A 17,306-nucleotide genomic window follows, 5' to 3' on the forward strand; every position below is an offset into this window, starting at 1 on the left:
ATTTAGAGCCGTTCAAGACAGGCGGCGCAGCGACTAGACGGCACAAGGCTGAGCACGACCGAGTTGATCGTTGGCGTAGACGACGGGTGTGCCGATGAAGAGCCGGATCGCCTGCTCCGCATGCCAGTGCATGCCGAGCGCCTTGAGTTTCTCGGCGGCTTCCATCATGGTCTGGCGGGCCGCCTCGCCCTGGCCCTGCCCCGCGAGAAGCTCGCCGCGCAGGGCCAGGTTCAGGGCCGCATCGCGCAGCGAACCGCGCCAGCCTGCGGAAGCCTCGGCCCGCTGCAACCAGCGTTCGCTGAGGCTAAGATCCTGGCGCCGGGCTGCGAGCCTCGCCAGCGAGCGGCACGCTGCCGCCTCGCCCAGCCGCTCGCCTTCGCGCGCGCGGCGCAGGACATGGGCGGCATATCGCCGTGCCGTCTCGACGTCGCCTTCGGCCGTCGCCGCCTCGACGAGCCAGCTATATTGAACCGACGTGTAGAATTGAAAATTGCGCCGCTCCATCCATTCCGCGGCGTTGCGCAGCTGCAGCAAGCCATCGGCGTCGGCGGTCGCCGACCAGCGGGCAAATCCCGAGGCGGCCCGGCAATCCGCCAGCAGCAGCAGACTGCGGGTGTTCTCGGCGATGCGCGCCCCTTCGACGGCAAGCTGCTCCGCCTCGCGCCAGCGGCCCTGCCAGTTCAGCGCGACCGCAATCCAGTTGCGTACGGAATTGACGACCGGATGGGTCGAGCCTTCGACCAGGGCCATGGCTTCGCGGAAACATGCGTGGGCACCGTCGAAATCGCCGCGATCGGCGAGGATGCCGCCCTTGCACGACAGCGCGTAGGCCGCTCCGAAGGATATCGCGCCATGCCGCCGGGTGCGCTGCTGCTTGGTCGAAATGGCAGCGTCGATCAGGGCGATGGCTTCGTCGTACTGACAGCTTGCGGCCAGAATTTGCCCGAGCGTTGCTTCGATCTGGGCGATCAGGCGATGATCACCGAGCTTGCGCGCCAATTCCAGTGCCGTCCGCGTGTGTGTCACAGCGTCCCGGAAGCGGCCGAACCCGTAGCACATGTAGCCGAGCCATTCATAGGCGCTCGCCATCGCGGCGGTCTCGCCGAGGGAGGACGCGATCGCAACCGCGCGTTCGAACACGGACGTATCGTCGGTCAGCGACAGCGGGTCGAAGATGTTGGCCATACCAAGCTTATTGGCCAGCAAGCACCAGCGCAGCGATTGCTCGCGGGAGCGATCCGGCACGCGATCCAGCGCTTGCATGGCGACCTGGTACTGCGCACTGGCACGATCGAGCGCGAATGCAGCCATGGCCTTGTCGCCGGCGCGTTCGGCATAGCGGGCGGCGCTTTCCCAATGACCTGCGCCGCGCGAATGATAGGCCAGAGCTTCCATCGCGTCCTCGCGATCAGCCTGCTCGGACCGCGCCAGCAAGGTGGCTTCGATCCGCTTGTGCAATGCCTGACGCTCGTGCAAGCCAATGCTGTCGTAGACCGCGTCGCGCGTGATGCCGTGCTTGAAGCGCAGGACGTCGCCCCCTGGATCGGCATAGAGAAAGTCCGCATCGGCCAATGCCCGCACGATGGCCGGGTCGGGTTCGCTGCCGCAGGCCGAAACCAGCAACCCGTGCGGCACGGTGTTGCCGATGACGGCCGCGGCGCGGACCACCTTCGCCTCATCGGACGGCAGGCGTGCCAGGCGCGAGGCGACCAGTGTTGCGATCCAGCCCTGTTTGCTGCGCGCTTCGAATGAAGCAGGATCGTTGGCGGCGATGGAATGGCAGAGCTCTTCGATGAACAACGGCACCCCGCCCGCGTAGGCGTGGATGCGCGCGACGAGGAACGGATCGGCCTGCGGCACCCAGCGGCGTACGGCAAGGTCGGTTTCGGGCCCCTGAAACGGTTCGAGGAGCAGGTGCGGCGCGCCTGAAATCCATTCGGTGCCGTCCTCGCGTGGCCGGCTGGCGAGGATGACACGAGGTCCGTTGGGCAATTCCAGCAAGGCCTGGAGCAATTGGCGGCTTGCATCGTCGGACCATTGCCAATCGTCGATCACCAGCACCAGCGGGCCCTGCGCCGACAGGCCGGTGAAGAACGCGAGGAGATCGCCGACGACGCCGTCGACGGTGATGCGGCCGCCGCGCGCATCGGCGCCGGCCGACGCCAGAGCGAGGATCGATTCTGCATGCGGGCCGAGCTGGGCGGCCCATGGCTCCAGAGCCGTGCGCGCGGTCTCCTTGGCCTCAACGATGGAAGCATCCGGGCCTATTCCGAGAGCGGAGCGCAGCATTTGCAGGAACGGTTGCAGAACCTCGGCACCGACATAACTCTCGCAACTGCCCCGCAGCAGCCTGAAGCGCTCGGTGCCGACGTGCTCCAGCACTTCTTCCAGAAGGCGTGTCTTGCCGAGGCCGGGGCCGCCCACGACGACCGTGCAGCGTTGCGCGGGCGGAGGTGCCTCGCTCAGAAAGCGTGTCAGGAAGCCGAATACCTCGTTGCGACCGATGAAGGGTGTCAAGCCGCGGCGCGCGGTTGCCTCGAAGCGTCGGGTCGCCGTGCTTCGTCTCAGCACCAGCCTCGCCTGCGGCATTCCGGAAATCCCTCCCGATGGGAGGTGGGCACCGAGCTCGAAGAAGTTGGCGTGCGGCCCAAGGGCATCGAGGCTGGCGAGGATCTGATCCGGACCGGCGTGACGCGACAGGTGCGCCGCCGTGTTTACGACATCGCCGATCAGGTCATACCGGCCGGACTCGATGTCGCCTTGGGTCAGGAGCACGGTGCCGGCATGGATACCCGAATGCATTCGCAGCGGCATCAGCGCCGGCGACACGCCATCGTGGCGCAGCTGCCCGACCCATTGGTGAATATCGAGCGCTGCTTCCGCAGCACGACGACCGTCGTCCTCGCCCGACTGGGGATGGCCGAAAATAGCGAGGGCACCGTCTCCCTGTGTTCTGATGATGTGACCGCCGTGCTTCGCCACCGCGCGATGCCAGATCTGCCGCAATTGGCTGAGGAGCTCGGAAAGGTGCTCGGACTCGACATCTCTGCCCAGGGCCGTGGACCCCACAAGGTCAGAGAACAGCACCGTCAATCGATGACGTTCGCCTTTTGGATCGCGGGTTTGCGTACTCATCGTCAATCGCAGCCAAATCGTTGACGAACCGCAAGAACGGTCCCCAGCTGGTGCCAGACCGGATGCAGCAAGTATGACAAAAGGCCATAGTATCTCGCCTAACCCGCAAGTGGAAGCTCGCGGATTGCATCCGCCGAACACGGCGCTTATCGGTCTAACTTGCTCAAAAATCTCATGTCTTGCCCTTTGCCGGACGGCGCGTCGGCCGCCTCGCCGGCACAGGCCAAGGCGGAGTATCAAGGTGGAGGATCTTGAGCTGGCGTTCTAGGGAAGCGGCAGCCGCTCCAACTGGCTCTGCGCCTTCTTGACGGCGGCCGCATACCAGCTCTGGCTCGGGGCTTCCTTGGCGAAGCACGAAGTGAAGGCGGTCATCGCCTTGTCTTCGCGGGTCATCTCGCCGCGCGGATCCTTCTTGTCGACGGGCTTTGCCATCATCTGCTTCCAGACCTTCTCGCAGGCCGGGATCGGGGCGGTCTTCACGGCCTCCGTTGCCGCGAGGAAATAGACCTTGTCGCCCTGGATCGCGACGACGTCGATTTCGTCCGGGGGACCCTTGAGGTCGCCATTGCCGCGCACGCCGAGCACAGCGGCTGCGACGCTCGCCCTTGCCGGCTTGGTGATCGGCAGCTCCGCATAGATCGCGAAGGCGGCGTCCTGGATCGCATAATAATAGAAGCGGTCGGATTTCAACGCTGCGCCGCTCTCCAGCGGCATGCCGTCCTCGCGATGCTCGCCCAGCCAGTGCCTGAGCAGCCCGGTCGTGGTCACCACGGCCTGCATCTTGTCGCCTTCGGAAGCGAAGCTCAGCCCGTCGAGATGGCCGAAGCCGATGTCGCTCTTGAACAGCGTATCGACGTTGGACTTGCCCTCGGCCGGGAGCCCCTTGATCGCGACCGGACCGACCAGGCCGCGCAGCACGCCGGCCAGCTCCTTCAGGGCCGCATCATGCTGCTTGTAGATCTCGTCGCTCTCCGTGGCGCTGGAAAATTTTGCGATGTAGCGGTCGCGCAGGTCGAGATAGTGCTGCTCGGGCGCGGCAGCACGGGCAGGCGCGGCCAGGACGAGCAGGCAGAGCAAGGCAGGCAATCTCATTGCAATTCCGGAAGACTGGAGAGCGATCTCCCATCTTTGTGCCGACGCCGGGTGCGAAGGTTCATCCGCTGGCAGAACGCGGGTGCCCTACTCTGCCGGCGTGAGTTGCTGCCGGTTCAGCCGCAGGGCCGCGGTCTCGCGCACGCGAACCCGGGCGCGGCGCTTGCGCCACCAGATCACGACGCCGGTGACCGAGAGCGCGGCGACCACGAGGCCCATCACCGAGATCAGGATGCGCCCGAACAATCCGACGATGCGGCCCGAATGCAGCGGAAACTGCGCCTGCACGAAGATGTCGGCGGCGGTGCCGACCCAGGGCAGTCGCTCGCCGATGGGACGGCCGTCCTCGCTGTCGTAATAGAGCTGCGCCGGGCCGACGCCGCCGGCGCCGTGATCGTCGCCGGGGTGGAAGAAGGCGGCGGCATAGACGCCATGGGCCGGGCCGTAATTGATCGACCCGACCGGGACGGTCCACCCGCGCGCCTTGCCGTCGGCCGCGGCGCGCGCGGCGATGTCGGCGAAGGTGACCTTGGGCTCGATGGGATCGTCGAGATCGCGGTACGGCCGCTGCTCATAGGGCGTCGGCGTGTAGTTCGACACCATCTTCATCAGCGGCGAGAACACCTCGAAATAGAGGTTCAGCGAGAACGCCGTGAAGGCGATGATGAACAGCACACCCCAGGTCCACAGGCTGAAAGCGCGGTGAATGTCGAAGTTGATCCGGTAGGCGCTCCCTGAGGTCTTGATGGTCCAGGCCGGCGCCCAGCGCGCCCAGAAGCCGCGCTCGAGCCGGCGCGCGACCTCGGGCGCCCGCGCCGCCTTGGCGCGCCGGCGCGAGGGCAGCGTCAGGTAGAAGCCGACGAAGCAATCGATGGTCCAGATGATGGCGATGATGCCGAGCACGCGCATGCCCCAGCGGTCGCTGCCCCAGAATTCCGGAATGTGCATCGTGTAGTGCAGCTTGTAGAGAAACGAGACGAAGTTTTCCCGCGTGACGGGCCACACCGCCCCCCAATAGCGCCGGCCAAGCTCCGCGCCGGTGTTGGGATCGAGGAAGACCTGATTGTAGTCGAGCGGGTAACGCTTGCCCGTCGCGGGATCGATCCGCGGCATGACGAAGAACCACAGCGAGTGGCCCTGCTCCGGCGTCATGAAGAGGTAGACGACGCGCGCGCGGGGATCACGCTGCTCGATCATCTTGGCGAGCTCGAGCGAGGGAATGGCCGGCCCCTTCGTCGAGACATCGAACAGATGGCTGTTCAGGACGTCGTCGATCTCGTGATCCCAGGAGATGATCGCGCCGGTGATGCCGGAGAAGAACAGGAATCCGGCCGTGAGCAGTCCAGCCCAGCGATGCAGCCTGCCGAATATCGCTCTCATCGTCTTCCACTCTCATCCAGCGGCTCCGGCCCCCGGGTGCCGGACCGTCTTTGATTTCACCAGCGATAAGTCAGCTTGCCGATCGCCTTGCGTCCCTCGGCATAGAAGCAGCCCGCCAGGCTGTAGCACGCAGCGACGTAGCGCGTGTCGGCCAGGTTGGTCACGTTCAGCGACAGGCGCCAATTGTCATGGGTGTAGGCCAGCAGCGCGTCCAGCACGGTCGAGGCGCCCACCTTGAAGGTGTTGGCGTCGTCGCCCCAGGTCGCGCCGACATAGCGGATGCCGCCGCCGAACTGCAGGCCCGCGAGCGGTCCGTTCTGCAGCGTGTAGTCGCTCCACAGCGAAGCGCGGTTGAGCGGCACGGTGACCGGCGCCTTGCCGACGTTGACCGGATCCTGCGTGACCATGGCGTCGACATAGGCATAGGCCGCGCGCAGGTTCCAGCCGTCGGCGAGCGACATCGTGCCTTCGAGCTCGATGCCGCGCGACTTCACCTGGCCGATCTGTTCGTAAAAGGTGGCTGCAGGCACGTACACAGCGAGGTTGTCACGCGTCAGGTCGAAGGCGGCGAAGGTGAACAGCGCGTTCCAGCCGATCGGCTGGTACTTGACGCCGACCTCGTATTGGACGCCGGTCTCGGGACTGAGCATCTGTCCGCCAAATCCGGTCGCGAGCAGCGGCAAAAACGATTCCGAGTAGCTGAAATAGGGCGCGATGCCGTTGTCGAAATTGTACATCACGGCGGCGCGGCCGGTGAAGGCCGAGGCGTCCTTCGCGACCGTGGTGTTGAAGATGCCGTTGTCGACCTGCGTCGTCACGAAATCCTGGCGGCCGCCGAGCTGGAACGAGAGCCGGCCGAGCTTGATCTGATCCTGCGCGTAAACTCCCACCTGCGACTGCTTGACGCCGGTCTTGTCGCTCGGCAGGCCGTCCACGGCATAGTCGTAGCTGTACACCGGATTGAAGACGTCGATCGTCGGAGACGAGGTCGTCACGCCATAGGCGGTGTCGCGGAAGGACGTGTTGCGGTAGTCGACGCCGACCAGCGTGGTGTGGCTGAGAATGCCGGTGGTGAACTTGCCCTGGAGCTGATTATCGACGGCGAAGGAATTGATGTAGGAGTTGCTGTAGCTGCCATAGCGCGCGAGCTGCCCCGCGGCTTCATCGGCATAGCCGCCGCCGTAGAACACCTTTTCCTCGTTGTGCTGATAGGCGTAGCGCAGGTTCTGACGGAACGTGAGGTAGTCGGTGAAATCGTGCGAGAGCTGGTAGCCGATTGTTGCGATCTCGGTGTTGAACGCGTCGAAGCTCGGCACGCCCGCGAAGAACGAGACCGGGATGGTGCGGCCGTTGTTCGGCCACACCGTGCCCGAGGCCGGCAGGAACTGGAGGCCCCACCCTGCCCGATCCCTCTGGTAGTTGGCGAGCAAGGTGATGGTGGTGTCCTCGTTCGGCTTGAAGGTGACGGCGGGCGCGATGAAGACGCGATTGTCCTTGCTGAAGTCGACCTGGGTTTCGCCGTCGCGCACGACGCCGGTCAGGCGCCACAGCACGGTGCCTTCCTTGTTGGCGGGGCCGCCCATGTCGAACTGGCCCTGATAGCGGTTGAAGCTGCCGCCGGAGATCGAGACCTCGCCGAACTGCTGCGCGGTCGGCAGCTTGGTCACGTAATTGAGGATGCCGCCGGTGCCGCTGCCGCCATACATCGCGGAGGACGGGCCCTTGAGCACCTCGAGCCGCTCGGCCCCATAGGGATCGAGGCCGTTGAAATGCACGTAATTGCTGGAGGGAATCCGCAAGCCGTCGACGTAGAGGCCCGGCATGGTCATGTCGAAGCCGCGGATCTGGAGGCCGCCGAAGCGGGTGTCGGAGCCGCCATTGACGTCGCCGCTGACGCCGGCGGTGTAGCGTAGGGCCTCGCCGATCGAGACCGCGCCCTGGTTCCTGACCTGGTCGGTGGTGATGACGGACACCGACTGCGGCGTTTCGATCAGGGGTGTGTCGGTCTTGGTCGCGGTACCGCTGCGCGTGGCGACAAAACCGCGTACCGGACCATTGGCGCGTTCGCCTGTGGCGCCATTCGATGACGCCGACTGCGTTGGCGCAGCCTGCTGCGCCGGGCCGCTGCGATTGGCGCGTGCGGTTCGCGCCGCCGCCGCCCGTCGCGAGGACGCAATGGCCGCAGGACGGGCGCGCTGCGCCGGCGCTTCGACGGTGACCGCGGGAATTTGCGTCTGCGCCTCCACGGTAGCGAAGGGAATGACGAGAGAGAATGTGCTGACCGCCCCGAGGAAAAGCACCTGAATCTGTCGACGACGCGTGTCGCCACGCGAAGAAAATTGAAAGTCGCTCACGTCTTTCGAGGCCCCACGCACTGCCGGCTTCGCCGGTACCGTTTTTGATGCCCCGCCCTAGCTCAGCCGGTTTTCGAGTGCGATAGGAACCGCGTTAGAATTTCTCCAGACGTGTGCGCCGCACCTGCGACGAATGCGCTCAGGCGCGCTTCGCAGTTTGGAATGTTTCCAGGCAGAAGCAGAATCGCCCTGTCTGAAACATCGGGAAATGTTTCAGCGATGCCGCAGCCGGCGATTGACCCGGCGTGCCAGGTAATCGCCCGCGCTCTGGACGATCTGCACCAGGGCGATCAGCACGACCACGACGGCCAGCATCATCTCCGGCATGAAGCGCTGATAGCCGTAGCGGATGCCGAGATCGCCAAGGCCCCCGCCGCCCACCGCGCCGACCATCGCGGAGTAGCCGAGCAGGCTGACGACGGCGAGCGTCAGCGCCAGCAGCAGTCCCGGCAGCGCCTCCGGGATCAGCACCTTGAACACGATCTGGAGCGGCGAGGCGCCGAACGAGGACGCGGTCTCGATCAGGCCGCCGTCGACCTCGCGGATCGCAGCCTCGACGAGGCGCGCGATGAAAGGCGTCGAGGCAATCGTCAGCGGCACGATCGCCGCCGTCGAGCCGATCGAGGTGCCGGCAACGAGGCGGGTGAACGGGATGATGGCAACGACCAGGATGATGAAGGGCGTCGAGCGCGTCGCATTGACGACGATGCCGAGCACGCGATTGACGATGGGTGCCGCGAACAGCTCGCCTTTGCGGCTGGTGGCCAGGAACACGCCGAGCGGCAGGCCGAAGGCGGTGCCGAGCAGTGCGGCGATGCCGACCATGTACAGGCTTTCGAAGGTGGCCTGGATGATCAGGTTGATGAGTTCAGGCGACATAGCCGAGACGCTCCGCCGAGAATTGATATTGAGAGAGCCAGGCGAGCGTCCGCGTCACCGCGTCCTCGCCGCCGGGAAGTCCGAGCGTGAGCGAGCCCACATGCTGGCCGCCGATCTCGTCGATGCGCGCCGACAGCAGCGCGACGTCGAGCCCAAGCTCGCGCGCGAGCCGGGCCACCAATGTGTCGCCGGCCCCTGCCCCGCGCACCTGGACCCGGATCACGGCGTGCCCGCCGGCAGGCTGCTCCGAAACGATCCGGCTCGCCAGCGACACCGGCAGGCTGTCGCCGATCACCTCGGCCAGGAAGGACTGCGTAATCGGATGTTTGGGATGCGTGAAGATGTCGGCGACGTGGCCGCTCTCGACGACGCGGCCGGCGTCTAACACCACCACCTTCTTGGCGAGCTGGCGCACCACGGACATCTCATGCGTGATCAGCACGATGGTCACCCCGAGCTCGCGGTTGATGCTCGCAAGCAGATCGAGGATCGCCCGCGTGGTCTGCGGATCGAGCGCCGAGGTCGCTTCATCCGACAACAGCACGCTCGGCCGCGTCGCCAGCGCGCGGGCGATGCCGACGCGCTGCTTCTGGCCACCGGACAGTTCGGAAGGATAGCGATCGTGCTTGTCGGCGATACCGACCAGTGCGAGCAGCTCGGCGACGCGGGTCTTGATGTCGGCCTTGGCCCAGCCGGCGATCTCCAGCGGCAGCGCGATGTTGTCGGCCGCAGTGCGCGAGGACAGCAGATTGAAATGCTGGAAGATCATGCCGATCGAGCGCTGCGCCAGCCGCAGCTCGCGGCCGGCGAGCGCCGAGATATCCCTGTTGTCCACGATCACGCGGCCCGTGGTCGGCTTCTCCAGCCCGTTGATGAGCCGGACCAGGCTCGATTTGCCGGCGCCGGAGCGGCCGATCACGCCTGTGATGGAACCGCGCGGTATCGCGAAGTCGATGTCTTGCAGCGCGTTGACGCCGGGCTTGCCGCGATAGGCTGGATAGGTCTTCGAGATATTGGCGAAACGGACCATCGCGTCGGGCTCCGCCGGCGCGGGTGAAATCGCTTCAAGCGTTTCGATCGGTCGTCCGATCGCGAGCGATTGGTGGGCATTCATGGAGGCAGCCTTCATGCACAATAGTTCGCGTTCCCGGTTGCGCGCTCGGGAACCAAGTCGCATCGCGCGACGGGAGAGAGACAGCGGTGAGGATCCGGAACGAGCGCGCTGCACCGCAGCACGCACCATCGCCTTTTCCAGTCTTTCTTGCAATTTCAGATATTTGGCAGGAGTTGGACGAAGATTTCCCGATCACTCCCTGAAGCAGAAAATTCCTCCGCCGCATCAGCCTCCACACTGGCTCGGTAGACCCTCAGCCAGGGCAGCACGATCAGCAGGTGCCCGCGAAATAGAGCAGTCCGAAGGCCCAGAACTGCCCTTCCGGATATAGCCGCTGCCGAAATACATCGGCGCAGGTCCGGTGCGTAAGAAGCGAGATCACGCCATCAGGCCGAGCGAATACATGTAAAGCATGGCCAGCGTCGTGACTGGTAGGTCGGCGATGCCCGAGCCGACCGCCAGCACCCACCGGCAGCACTGCGGTGGCATGCGAAGTAGATCCCTCGATTGTCGTCGCGTCGTTCCGGCCTGACGGAGCCCTTTTGTCTTTGCGCCGCGTATACGGATTGTCCTCGGTGCAATCAATGGCCGTCTGGACCATCTTTTGCGATGGCTTCGCCAGGTTGCCGACAGCAATGTCAGCGCACAACAGCGTCACGAACACGTGGCCGGATTGGGCTGCAACGAACGCTCGACAGAAACGGACCCTTGCGCCTATCTTCGCGCCATGAGCCACGATCACGACCATCACCACGATCACGACCATTCCGAGCTGTCCGAGACCGAGCTGCGCGTGCGCGCACTCGAGACGATCCTGACCGAGAAGGGCTATGTCGAGCCGGCTGCGCTCGATGCCATCATCCAGGCCTATGAGACCAAGATCGGCCCGCACAATGGCGCGCGCGTCGTCGCCAAGGCCTGGACCGATCCGGCGTTCAAGAAGGCGCTGCTGGAGGATGGCTCCAAGGCCATCGGCACGCTCGGCCATGTCAGCCGCGTCGGCGATCATCTCGTCGTGGTCGAGAACACGCCCGAGCGGCACAACATGGTCGTGTGCACGCTGTGCTCCTGCTATCCCTGGGAAATGCTCGGGCTGCCGCCGGTCTGGTACAAGGCCGCGCCCTACCGCTCGCGTGCGGTGAAGGATCCGCGCGGCGTGCTCGCCGATTTCGGAGTCGCGCTGTCGAAGGACACGGAGATCCGGGTGTGGGATTCCACCGCCGAGACGCGCTTCCTGGTGCTGCCGATGCGCCCCGCCGGCACGGAAGGCTGGAGCGAGGAGCAGCTCGCCGAGCTCGTGACGCGCGATTCCATGATCGGCACCGGTTTTCCCAAGACGCCGGGAGCCCCGTCGTGAACGGCGTGCACGACATGGGCGGCATGGACGGGTTCGGCAAGGTCGAGCCCGAGCCGAACGAGCCGATGTTTCACTGGGAATGGGAATCGCGCGTGCTGGCCATGGTGCGCGCGATGGGCGCGGCCGGCGCCTTCAACATCGACACCTCGCGCTTCTATCGCGAGACCTTGCCGCCGCAGGTCTATCTGTCGAGCTCCTATTACAAGAAATGGTTTCTCGGGCTCGAGGAGATGCTGATCGACAAGGGCTATCTCACCCGCGAGGAGGTCGCTGCCGGCCATGCGATGCAGCCCGCAAAGGCGCTCAAGCACGGCACGTTCGACCGCGCCAACGTCGAGCGCGTGATGGTGCGCGGCAAGTTCGACCGCCCTGCCCCGGCTCCGGCGAAATTCAAGATCGGCGATCGCGTGCGGGCGAAGAACATCCATCCCGCGACCCACACGCGGCTGCCTCGCTATGTCCGCGGCCATGTCGGTGTCGTCGAGCTGAATCACGGCTGTCACGTGTTTCCGGATACGGCGGCGATGGAGCGCGGCGAGAACCCGCAATGGCTCTATACCGTGGTGTTCGAGGGCCGCGATCTCTGGGGCGAGGACGGCGATCCCACGCTGAAGGTCTCGATCGACGCGTTCGAGCCCTATCTGGATCCGGCGTGATGAGCGGCGCACTTGCGGCCGCGGCGACGGCAGCGATCCCGAGCATTCCGCGCGACGACGACGGCCCGGTGTTCCGCGCGCCTTGGGAGGCGCATGCGTTCGCGATGGCCTTGAGCCTGCACGAGCGCGGCGTTTTCACCTGGCCGGAATGGGCCGCAGCACTCGCCGACGAGATCAAGCGCGCCCAGGCCGCGGGCGATCCTGACACCGGCGAAACCTACTATCTGCACTGGCTCGCCACGCTGGAGGGCCTCGTCGCGCGCAAGGGCGTCGCGTCGATGGAAACGCTGCACCGCTATCGCGACGCCTGGGACCACGCCGCGGATCGCACGCCGCACGGCAAGCCGATCGAGTTGCGGGAGGAGGATTTTCAGTAGTTGATCGCTGAGTTCGTCACTGCGAGCGCAGCGAAGCAATCCAGAATCCCTCCACGGCGGCAGTCTGGATTGCTTCGTCGCATCAGCGCAAAATTGCTGCGCAATTTTGTCGCGAGCTCCTCGCAATGACGGCAGAACGAGCCTACTTCCCGGCCACGAACTCTCGCCACCCCTTCGCCCGCAAACTGCACGCCGGGCACTCGCCGCAGCCATAACCCCATTCGTGCCGCGCGCCGCGTTCGCCGAGGTAGCAGGTGTGCGACTGCTCGCGGATGAGATCGACCAGCCCCTCGCCGCCGAGATCGTGCGCCAGCTCCCAGGTCGCGGCCTTGTCGATCCACATCAATGGCGTGTGCAGCTCGAAGGGCCTCGCCATGCCGAGCGAGAGCGCGGCCTGCATGGCGCGGATGGTCTCGTCGCGGCAATCGGGATAGCCGGAATAGTCGGTCTCGCACATGCCGCCGACGATGTGGCGGATGCCGCGCCGGTAGGCCAGCGCTGCGGCGAAGGTCAGGAACACGAGGTTGCGGCCCGGCACGAAGGTGTTGGGCAGGCCGTCGGCGCCCATCGCGATCGCGACGTCGCGGGTTAGCGCCGTCTCGGAGACGGCCGCCAGCGTCGGGATCGACAGCGTGTGGCTCTCGCCCAGCTTTGCGGCCCAATCGGCGCGCAGGCCCTTGATGCCGTCGAGCAGGCGGTCGCGGCAGTCAAGCTCGATGGCGTGGCGCTGGCCGTACTCGAACCCCAGCGTCTCCACGCGGGCGAAGCGGCTCAAAGCCCAGGCGAGGCAGGTGGTGGAATCCTGGCCGCCGGAGAACAGCACCAGCGCGGTTTCGGAAGAAAATGCGTCGCTCATGGCCCGCGCTTTAGCATTGCGCGGCTTGCTCGCCAATCGGTGGAAATCGGCCTGTTCCGCCGCCTTGCGCTGGGATCGGGGGTCCGCTTTTGGCATAAGGCTCTGGACCCCAGGAGACTGCCCGGCAATGACCCCTTCCCGCGATATCTCCCGCCTGATCGAAATCATGGCGGCACTGCGCACCCCGGTGAGCGGCTGCCCCTGGGACCTCGAGCAGAACTTTGCGACGATTGCGCCCTACACGATCGAGGAAGCCTATGAGGTGGTCGACGCCATCACCCGCGGCGATCTCGACGATCTCAGAGAGGAGCTCGGCGATCTCCTGCTTCAGGTGGTGTTCCACGCGCAGATGGCCTCAGAGCAGAACGCCTTTGCTTTCGGCGACGTGGTCGAAGCCATCACGCGAAAAATGATCCGCCGCCATCCCCACGTCTTCGCCGACAAGGACGGCAATCTCGCCCCGCACCACGTCAAGGAGGTCTGGGACCGCATCAAGGCCGAGGAAAAGGCCGAACGCGCCGCGCGCCGGCCGCCGGAAGCGACGCCGACGCACAAGTCGTTGCTGTCGGGCGTGAAGGCCGGCCAGCCGGCGTTGACGCGCGCGATGGAGCTGCAGCGCAAGGCCTCCACCGTCGGCTTCGACTGGAACGACCCGCGCGCGGTCCTGCAGAAGATCCGCGAGGAAGCCGACGAGATCGAAGCCGCGCTGGACCGCAACGACCGCGCGGGCCTGGCGGAAGAGACCGGCGACCTGATGTTCGCCCTCGTCAATCTCGCCCGCCACGTCGACGCCGATCCGGAAGCCGCGCTGCGCGCGACCAACGCCAAATTCGAGCGGCGCTTTGCCTATATCGAGCGGGCGCTGGCGGCGCAGGGCCGGACGCTCGAGCAGGCCTCGCTGGCGGAGATGGACGCGCTGTGGAATGCGGCCAAGACCGCCACTTAGCCGGGTGCGGTAGCAGAGAGATCCGGCAACACCATCCATCGCCGATCGGTCAGCAATGTACCCCGATTGACCGCTCCCAGCGGCTCGCACGGAAAGATGCGTCAAGCCGCCGCCATGAAATTGTCACCGCAGACAGTCTAAAGTTGTATAGTTCTGACGCAGCCACCCCCCTACGGCAGGTGAAGCGCGATGCCATTGAAACATTATTCAGTCCTCAAGGGACGCCCGATTGCGATGCGTTTCGGCACCGGCAGGTCGCCGCACTATCAAGTCCATATCGTCGCCGGCGGTGAAGATTTCCGCATTGCCGTCAACGTGCAGTCGGCCGACGGAAGCGAGGTCGAATTCCTGGTGCGATCTCGTTTCGTCCATCCGATCACCGAACGACTCGCGGCACTCCCGGAGGGGCTGCACCCGCAGGCCCCCCAGCCCAACAGCATCGCGCTGGACTTCATCCGCGGTAATCTGATGCAGCCCCAGGAGATGGTGCCGCTGCCGCTGTCCGTGCCTGGGCCGGACAACGACCTCAACGAGAAGCTCGACCAGTTCGTCCAGCGCGCACTCTCGGACGAAAGCGCGATGGTCTACGCGTTCGGCGAGACATGGGGCCCCGAGACCAAGGCGGACAATTATTTCGGCTTCAGGCCGGGACGCGGCATTCACGACATCCATATGAACCAGGGAAATCCCATCGGAAGGTTCTCGGGCGACAACGGGCCGTGGCAGGACGGCGGGCTCGTGTTCGAATTCCCGGAGCAAAATTTATGGACGGCAGTCCTTCTCAAATTCCAGACGCAGGCCTGGCACACTGACGACGAGACCGGTCATCCGATTGATCTCGGCGGCGGCACGCCGACAGCGCCGCTGGATCCGACGGCCCCTCCGACGGAGGAAATGCCGGATGGGCTCGTGCGGATCATTGCGGCACTCGTCAACGCCGTGAAGACGCCGGAGCGCGAAGTCGTCACACTGCTCAACACGGCCGATCGCGACATCGATCTCACGGGCTGGAAGCTGGCCGACAAGCAGAAGAAGAAGATGACGCTGTCGGGGAAGATCGCAGCCGGAGGAACGCTCGCCGTCGTCGTGGAGAAGCCGATGGAATTGTCGAACCAGGGCGGCATTATCTCGCTGCTGGACACGCGTGGTATCAAGGTTCACGGCGTCGCCTATACCAGGGCGCAAGCCAAACATCCGGGCCTGACAATTCCGTTCTGATGTGCTGATCAAGTTCGCAACCGACGAGCGTCAGCACGCCGCCAGGTCAGCTGTCGTTCGTGCCCCGTGCGTAGCGCGCACGAGGGTGTACCGATCCATGCCGCGTGTAATCTCTCGCTGGAACCACGCGATCGATGCCGCGCACCAATGCCATCGCGCCGTTATGTGGCGTGATGCGGCACAGCGTCGAACCTGTTCACCACGATGTCCCGCTTGGTCTCGTCCACCCGCACTGTCATGTCGAAGCGGCCGTCGTGCAGCTCCTTCGACAGCACCTCGGCATTGCGGTGCAGCCAGCTGATGCCGGCGCCGTCGGCGGCGTCGATGGAGAGATCGAGCGTGGTGCGCTTGGCGGCCAGGCGTTGCTCGATCGCGGCGAGCAGAGCATCGATGCCCTCGCCCGACACGGCTGAGACCAGCATCGCCGGATGATCCTCCGGCCTGCGCGCGGCGATGTTGAGCAGCTCTTCGCGTTGCTCGGGGGCGAAACGGTCAATCTTGTTCCAGACCTCGATGATGCGGCCGGAATCGTCCGGGTTGATGCCGAGCTGGCGCAGCACCGCGTCAACGTCGCTCTGCTGCGCCTCGGCGTCTTCATGCGAGATGTCGCGGACATGCAGGATGACGTCGGCCTCCAGCACCTCCTCCAGCGTGGCGCGGAAGGCGGCGACGAGCTGCGTCGGCAGGTTGGAGATGAAGCCGACGGTGTCCGACAGCATCGCCTTGCCGCCATGCGGCAGGTTGAGCGCCCGCAAGGTGGGATCGAGCGTCGCAAACAGCATGTCGGCCGCCTGCACGTCGGCGCGGGTCAGGCGATTGAACAGCGTCGACTTGCCGGCATTGGTGTAACCAACCAGCGCGACCACGCGATACGGCACGCGTTGGCGGCCGGCGCGATGCAGCCGCCGCGTCGCCTGCACCTTTTTCAGCTCGCTCTCCAGCTTGGAGATGCGCTCCTGGATCAGGCGGCGGTCGGCCTCGATCTGGGTCTCGCCGGGACCGCCCATGAAGCCGAAACCGCCGCGCTGGCGTTCGAGATGGGTCCAGGAGCGCACCAGGCGCGAGCGCTGGTAGTTGAGATGCGCAAGCTCGACCTGCAGCGAGCCTTCCCTGGTCTTGGCGCGACGGCCGAAGATTTCGAGGATGAGCCCGGTTCGGTCGAGCACCTTGGCGTGCCATTCCTTCTCGAGGTTGCGCTGCTGGATCGGCGACAGCGCGCAATCCATCACCACGAGCTCGACCTCGAGGGTCTTGATCAGCCCGGCGATCTCCTCGACCTTGCCCTTGCCGATATAGGTCGCGGGCCGGATCTGGCTGACCGGGGCGACGATGGCGTCGGCAATGACGAGATCGATCGCGCGCGCAAGGCCCGCGGCTTCATCGAGCCGGGCCTCGGTGTCTCGCAAGGCATGAGTCTCCGATTGCGCGTCGGCACTGCCCGCGCGCACGCGCAAGTAGGGACCGATGACAAGCACCCGCCCCGTCTGCGTAGCCCCTGCCGACCGTGGACGGTCGGCATCCCCGTCGAAATTCCGGGGTTCCAATCAGATCACTCTCAAGCCGGCTGGTCCTCGCCGCCTTCGAACAGCTGAATCGGAGCGCCCGGCATGATGGTCGAGATCGCATGCTTGTAGACGAGCTGCGAATGACCGTCGCGCCGAAGCAGCAAACAGAAATTGTCGAACCAGGTCACGATGCCCTGGAGCTTCACTCCGTTGACCAGAAAGATCGTCAGTGGCGTCTTGGTTTTGCGAACGTGATTTAGGAAGGTGTCCTGTAGGTTTTGTGCGCGGTCTGCCGCCATTGTTTTTTTCTCGCTTTGAGTTTCTTTTTATTGCGCCGGATGCGGCCCTCTTTGTGGAGTTCGGGGCCTCCTCCGGTTGCCGTCCCTCATGAGATCCCCCTCGGAAGGAACAGCGGTTCGATTAGAGGACAGGTCGGG

At 65.2% G+C, this 17,306-nt stretch carries 14 protein-coding genes and 1 pseudogene; 5 read left to right on the forward strand and 10 right to left on the reverse strand.

The genetic code is table 11. The features are described from left to right. Nucleotides 1-33: 33 nt before the first annotated feature. The 7 genes and pseudogenes from ACNJYD_RS19380 to ACNJYD_RS19410 form a co-directional block, all read right to left on the reverse strand. Nucleotides 34-3,135, reverse strand: a complete 3,102-nt coding sequence (locus ACNJYD_RS19380; RefSeq protein ID WP_439363020.1) for an ATP-binding protein — start codon at nucleotides 3,133-3,135, stop codon at nucleotides 34-36. Between the two features lie 264 nt (nucleotides 3,136-3,399). Continuing rightward, nucleotides 3,400-4,227, reverse strand: a complete 828-nt coding sequence (locus tag ACNJYD_RS19385; protein WP_439363021.1) for a hypothetical protein — start codon at nucleotides 4,225-4,227, stop codon at nucleotides 3,400-3,402. An 87-nt stretch (nucleotides 4,228-4,314) separates the two neighbouring features. Next, a complete protein-coding gene (fsrB, locus tag ACNJYD_RS19390; RefSeq protein WP_439363022.1) occupies nucleotides 4,315-5,607 on the reverse strand; it encodes a siderophore utilization protein FsrB in 1,293 nt (430 codons plus the stop codon). Nucleotides 5,608-5,663: 56 nt separating this feature from the next. Next, complete coding sequence (locus ACNJYD_RS19395; protein ID WP_439363023.1) at nucleotides 5,664-7,982, reverse strand: TonB-dependent siderophore receptor; 2,319 nt, start codon at nucleotides 7,980-7,982, stop codon at nucleotides 5,664-5,666. A gap of 192 nt (nucleotides 7,983-8,174) precedes the next feature. After that, complete coding sequence (locus ACNJYD_RS19400; RefSeq protein ID WP_212257066.1) at nucleotides 8,175-8,840, reverse strand: methionine ABC transporter permease; 666 nt, start codon at nucleotides 8,838-8,840, stop codon at nucleotides 8,175-8,177. Then, nucleotides 8,830-9,969 (reverse strand): methionine ABC transporter ATP-binding protein, encoded by a 1,140-nt coding sequence (locus ACNJYD_RS19405; protein ID WP_439363024.1) that lies wholly within the window; start codon nucleotides 9,967-9,969, stop codon nucleotides 8,830-8,832. Before ACNJYD_RS19405 ends, ACNJYD_RS19400 begins: the two co-directional genes overlap by 11 nt. A gap of 233 nt (nucleotides 9,970-10,202) precedes the next feature. Further along, nucleotides 10,203-10,450, reverse strand: a pseudogene (locus ACNJYD_RS19410) (anion permease); the annotation flags it as partial. A gap of 231 nt (nucleotides 10,451-10,681) precedes the next feature. Between ACNJYD_RS19410 and nthA the strand changes: the two are divergent. The 3 genes from nthA to ACNJYD_RS19425 are packed head-to-tail and all read left to right on the forward strand — an operon-like array spanning nucleotide 10,682 to nucleotide 12,344. After that, nucleotides 10,682-11,311, forward strand: coding sequence for a nitrile hydratase subunit alpha (gene nthA / locus ACNJYD_RS19415; RefSeq protein WP_439363025.1), 630 nt, complete (start codon nucleotides 10,682-10,684; stop codon nucleotides 11,309-11,311). Continuing rightward, on the forward strand, nucleotides 11,308-11,967 hold the full coding sequence (gene nthB, locus ACNJYD_RS19420) for a nitrile hydratase subunit beta (RefSeq protein WP_212257063.1): 660 nt from the start codon (nucleotides 11,308-11,310) through the stop codon (nucleotides 11,965-11,967). Before nthA ends, nthB begins: the two co-directional genes overlap by 4 nt. After that, nucleotides 11,967-12,344, forward strand: coding sequence for a nitrile hydratase accessory protein (locus ACNJYD_RS19425; RefSeq protein WP_439363026.1), 378 nt, complete (start codon nucleotides 11,967-11,969; stop codon nucleotides 12,342-12,344). Before nthB ends, ACNJYD_RS19425 begins: the two co-directional genes overlap by 1 nt. Nucleotides 12,345-12,486: 142 nt before the next feature. Here ACNJYD_RS19425 and queC read toward each other — a convergent pair whose 3' ends face one another. Beyond that, nucleotides 12,487-13,200: a 7-cyano-7-deazaguanine synthase QueC gene (gene queC / locus ACNJYD_RS19430; RefSeq protein ID WP_439363027.1), complete on the reverse strand. Its 714-nt coding sequence runs from the start codon at nucleotides 13,198-13,200 to the stop codon at nucleotides 12,487-12,489. Nucleotides 13,201-13,327: 127 nt separating this feature from the next. Between queC and mazG the strand changes: the two genes are divergently transcribed. Both mazG and ACNJYD_RS19440 read left to right on the forward strand, forming a co-directional pair. Next, the gene (gene mazG / locus ACNJYD_RS19435) at nucleotides 13,328-14,146 is read left to right on the forward strand and encodes a nucleoside triphosphate pyrophosphohydrolase (protein WP_439363028.1); all 819 of its coding nucleotides are present in this window, start codon (nucleotides 13,328-13,330) and stop codon (nucleotides 14,144-14,146) included. Nucleotides 14,147-14,335: 189 nt separating this feature from the next. Beyond that, a complete protein-coding gene (locus tag ACNJYD_RS19440; protein WP_439363029.1) occupies nucleotides 14,336-15,364 on the forward strand; it encodes a DUF2278 family protein in 1,029 nt (342 codons plus the stop codon). A gap of 161 nt (nucleotides 15,365-15,525) precedes the next feature. On the opposite strand, the gene hflX is transcribed toward ACNJYD_RS19440, so the two are convergent. Both hflX and hfq read right to left on the reverse strand, forming a co-directional pair. Next, nucleotides 15,526-16,908 carry a GTPase HflX gene (hflX, locus tag ACNJYD_RS19445; protein ID WP_439363030.1) on the reverse strand — a complete coding sequence of 461 codons (1,383 nt, stop codon included), beginning with the start codon at nucleotides 16,906-16,908 and terminating at the stop codon, nucleotides 15,526-15,528. An 11-nt stretch (nucleotides 16,909-16,919) separates the two neighbouring features. Beyond that, nucleotides 16,920-17,168: an RNA chaperone Hfq gene (gene hfq / locus ACNJYD_RS19450; RefSeq protein WP_007591126.1), complete on the reverse strand. Its 249-nt coding sequence runs from the start codon at nucleotides 17,166-17,168 to the stop codon at nucleotides 16,920-16,922. Nucleotides 17,169-17,306: the final 138 nt, after the last annotated feature.

The organism is Bradyrhizobium sp. SPXBL-02 (assembly GCF_051853065.1).
In the GTDB taxonomy this organism is placed as follows: Bacteria; Pseudomonadota; Alphaproteobacteria; order Rhizobiales; family Xanthobacteraceae; genus Bradyrhizobium.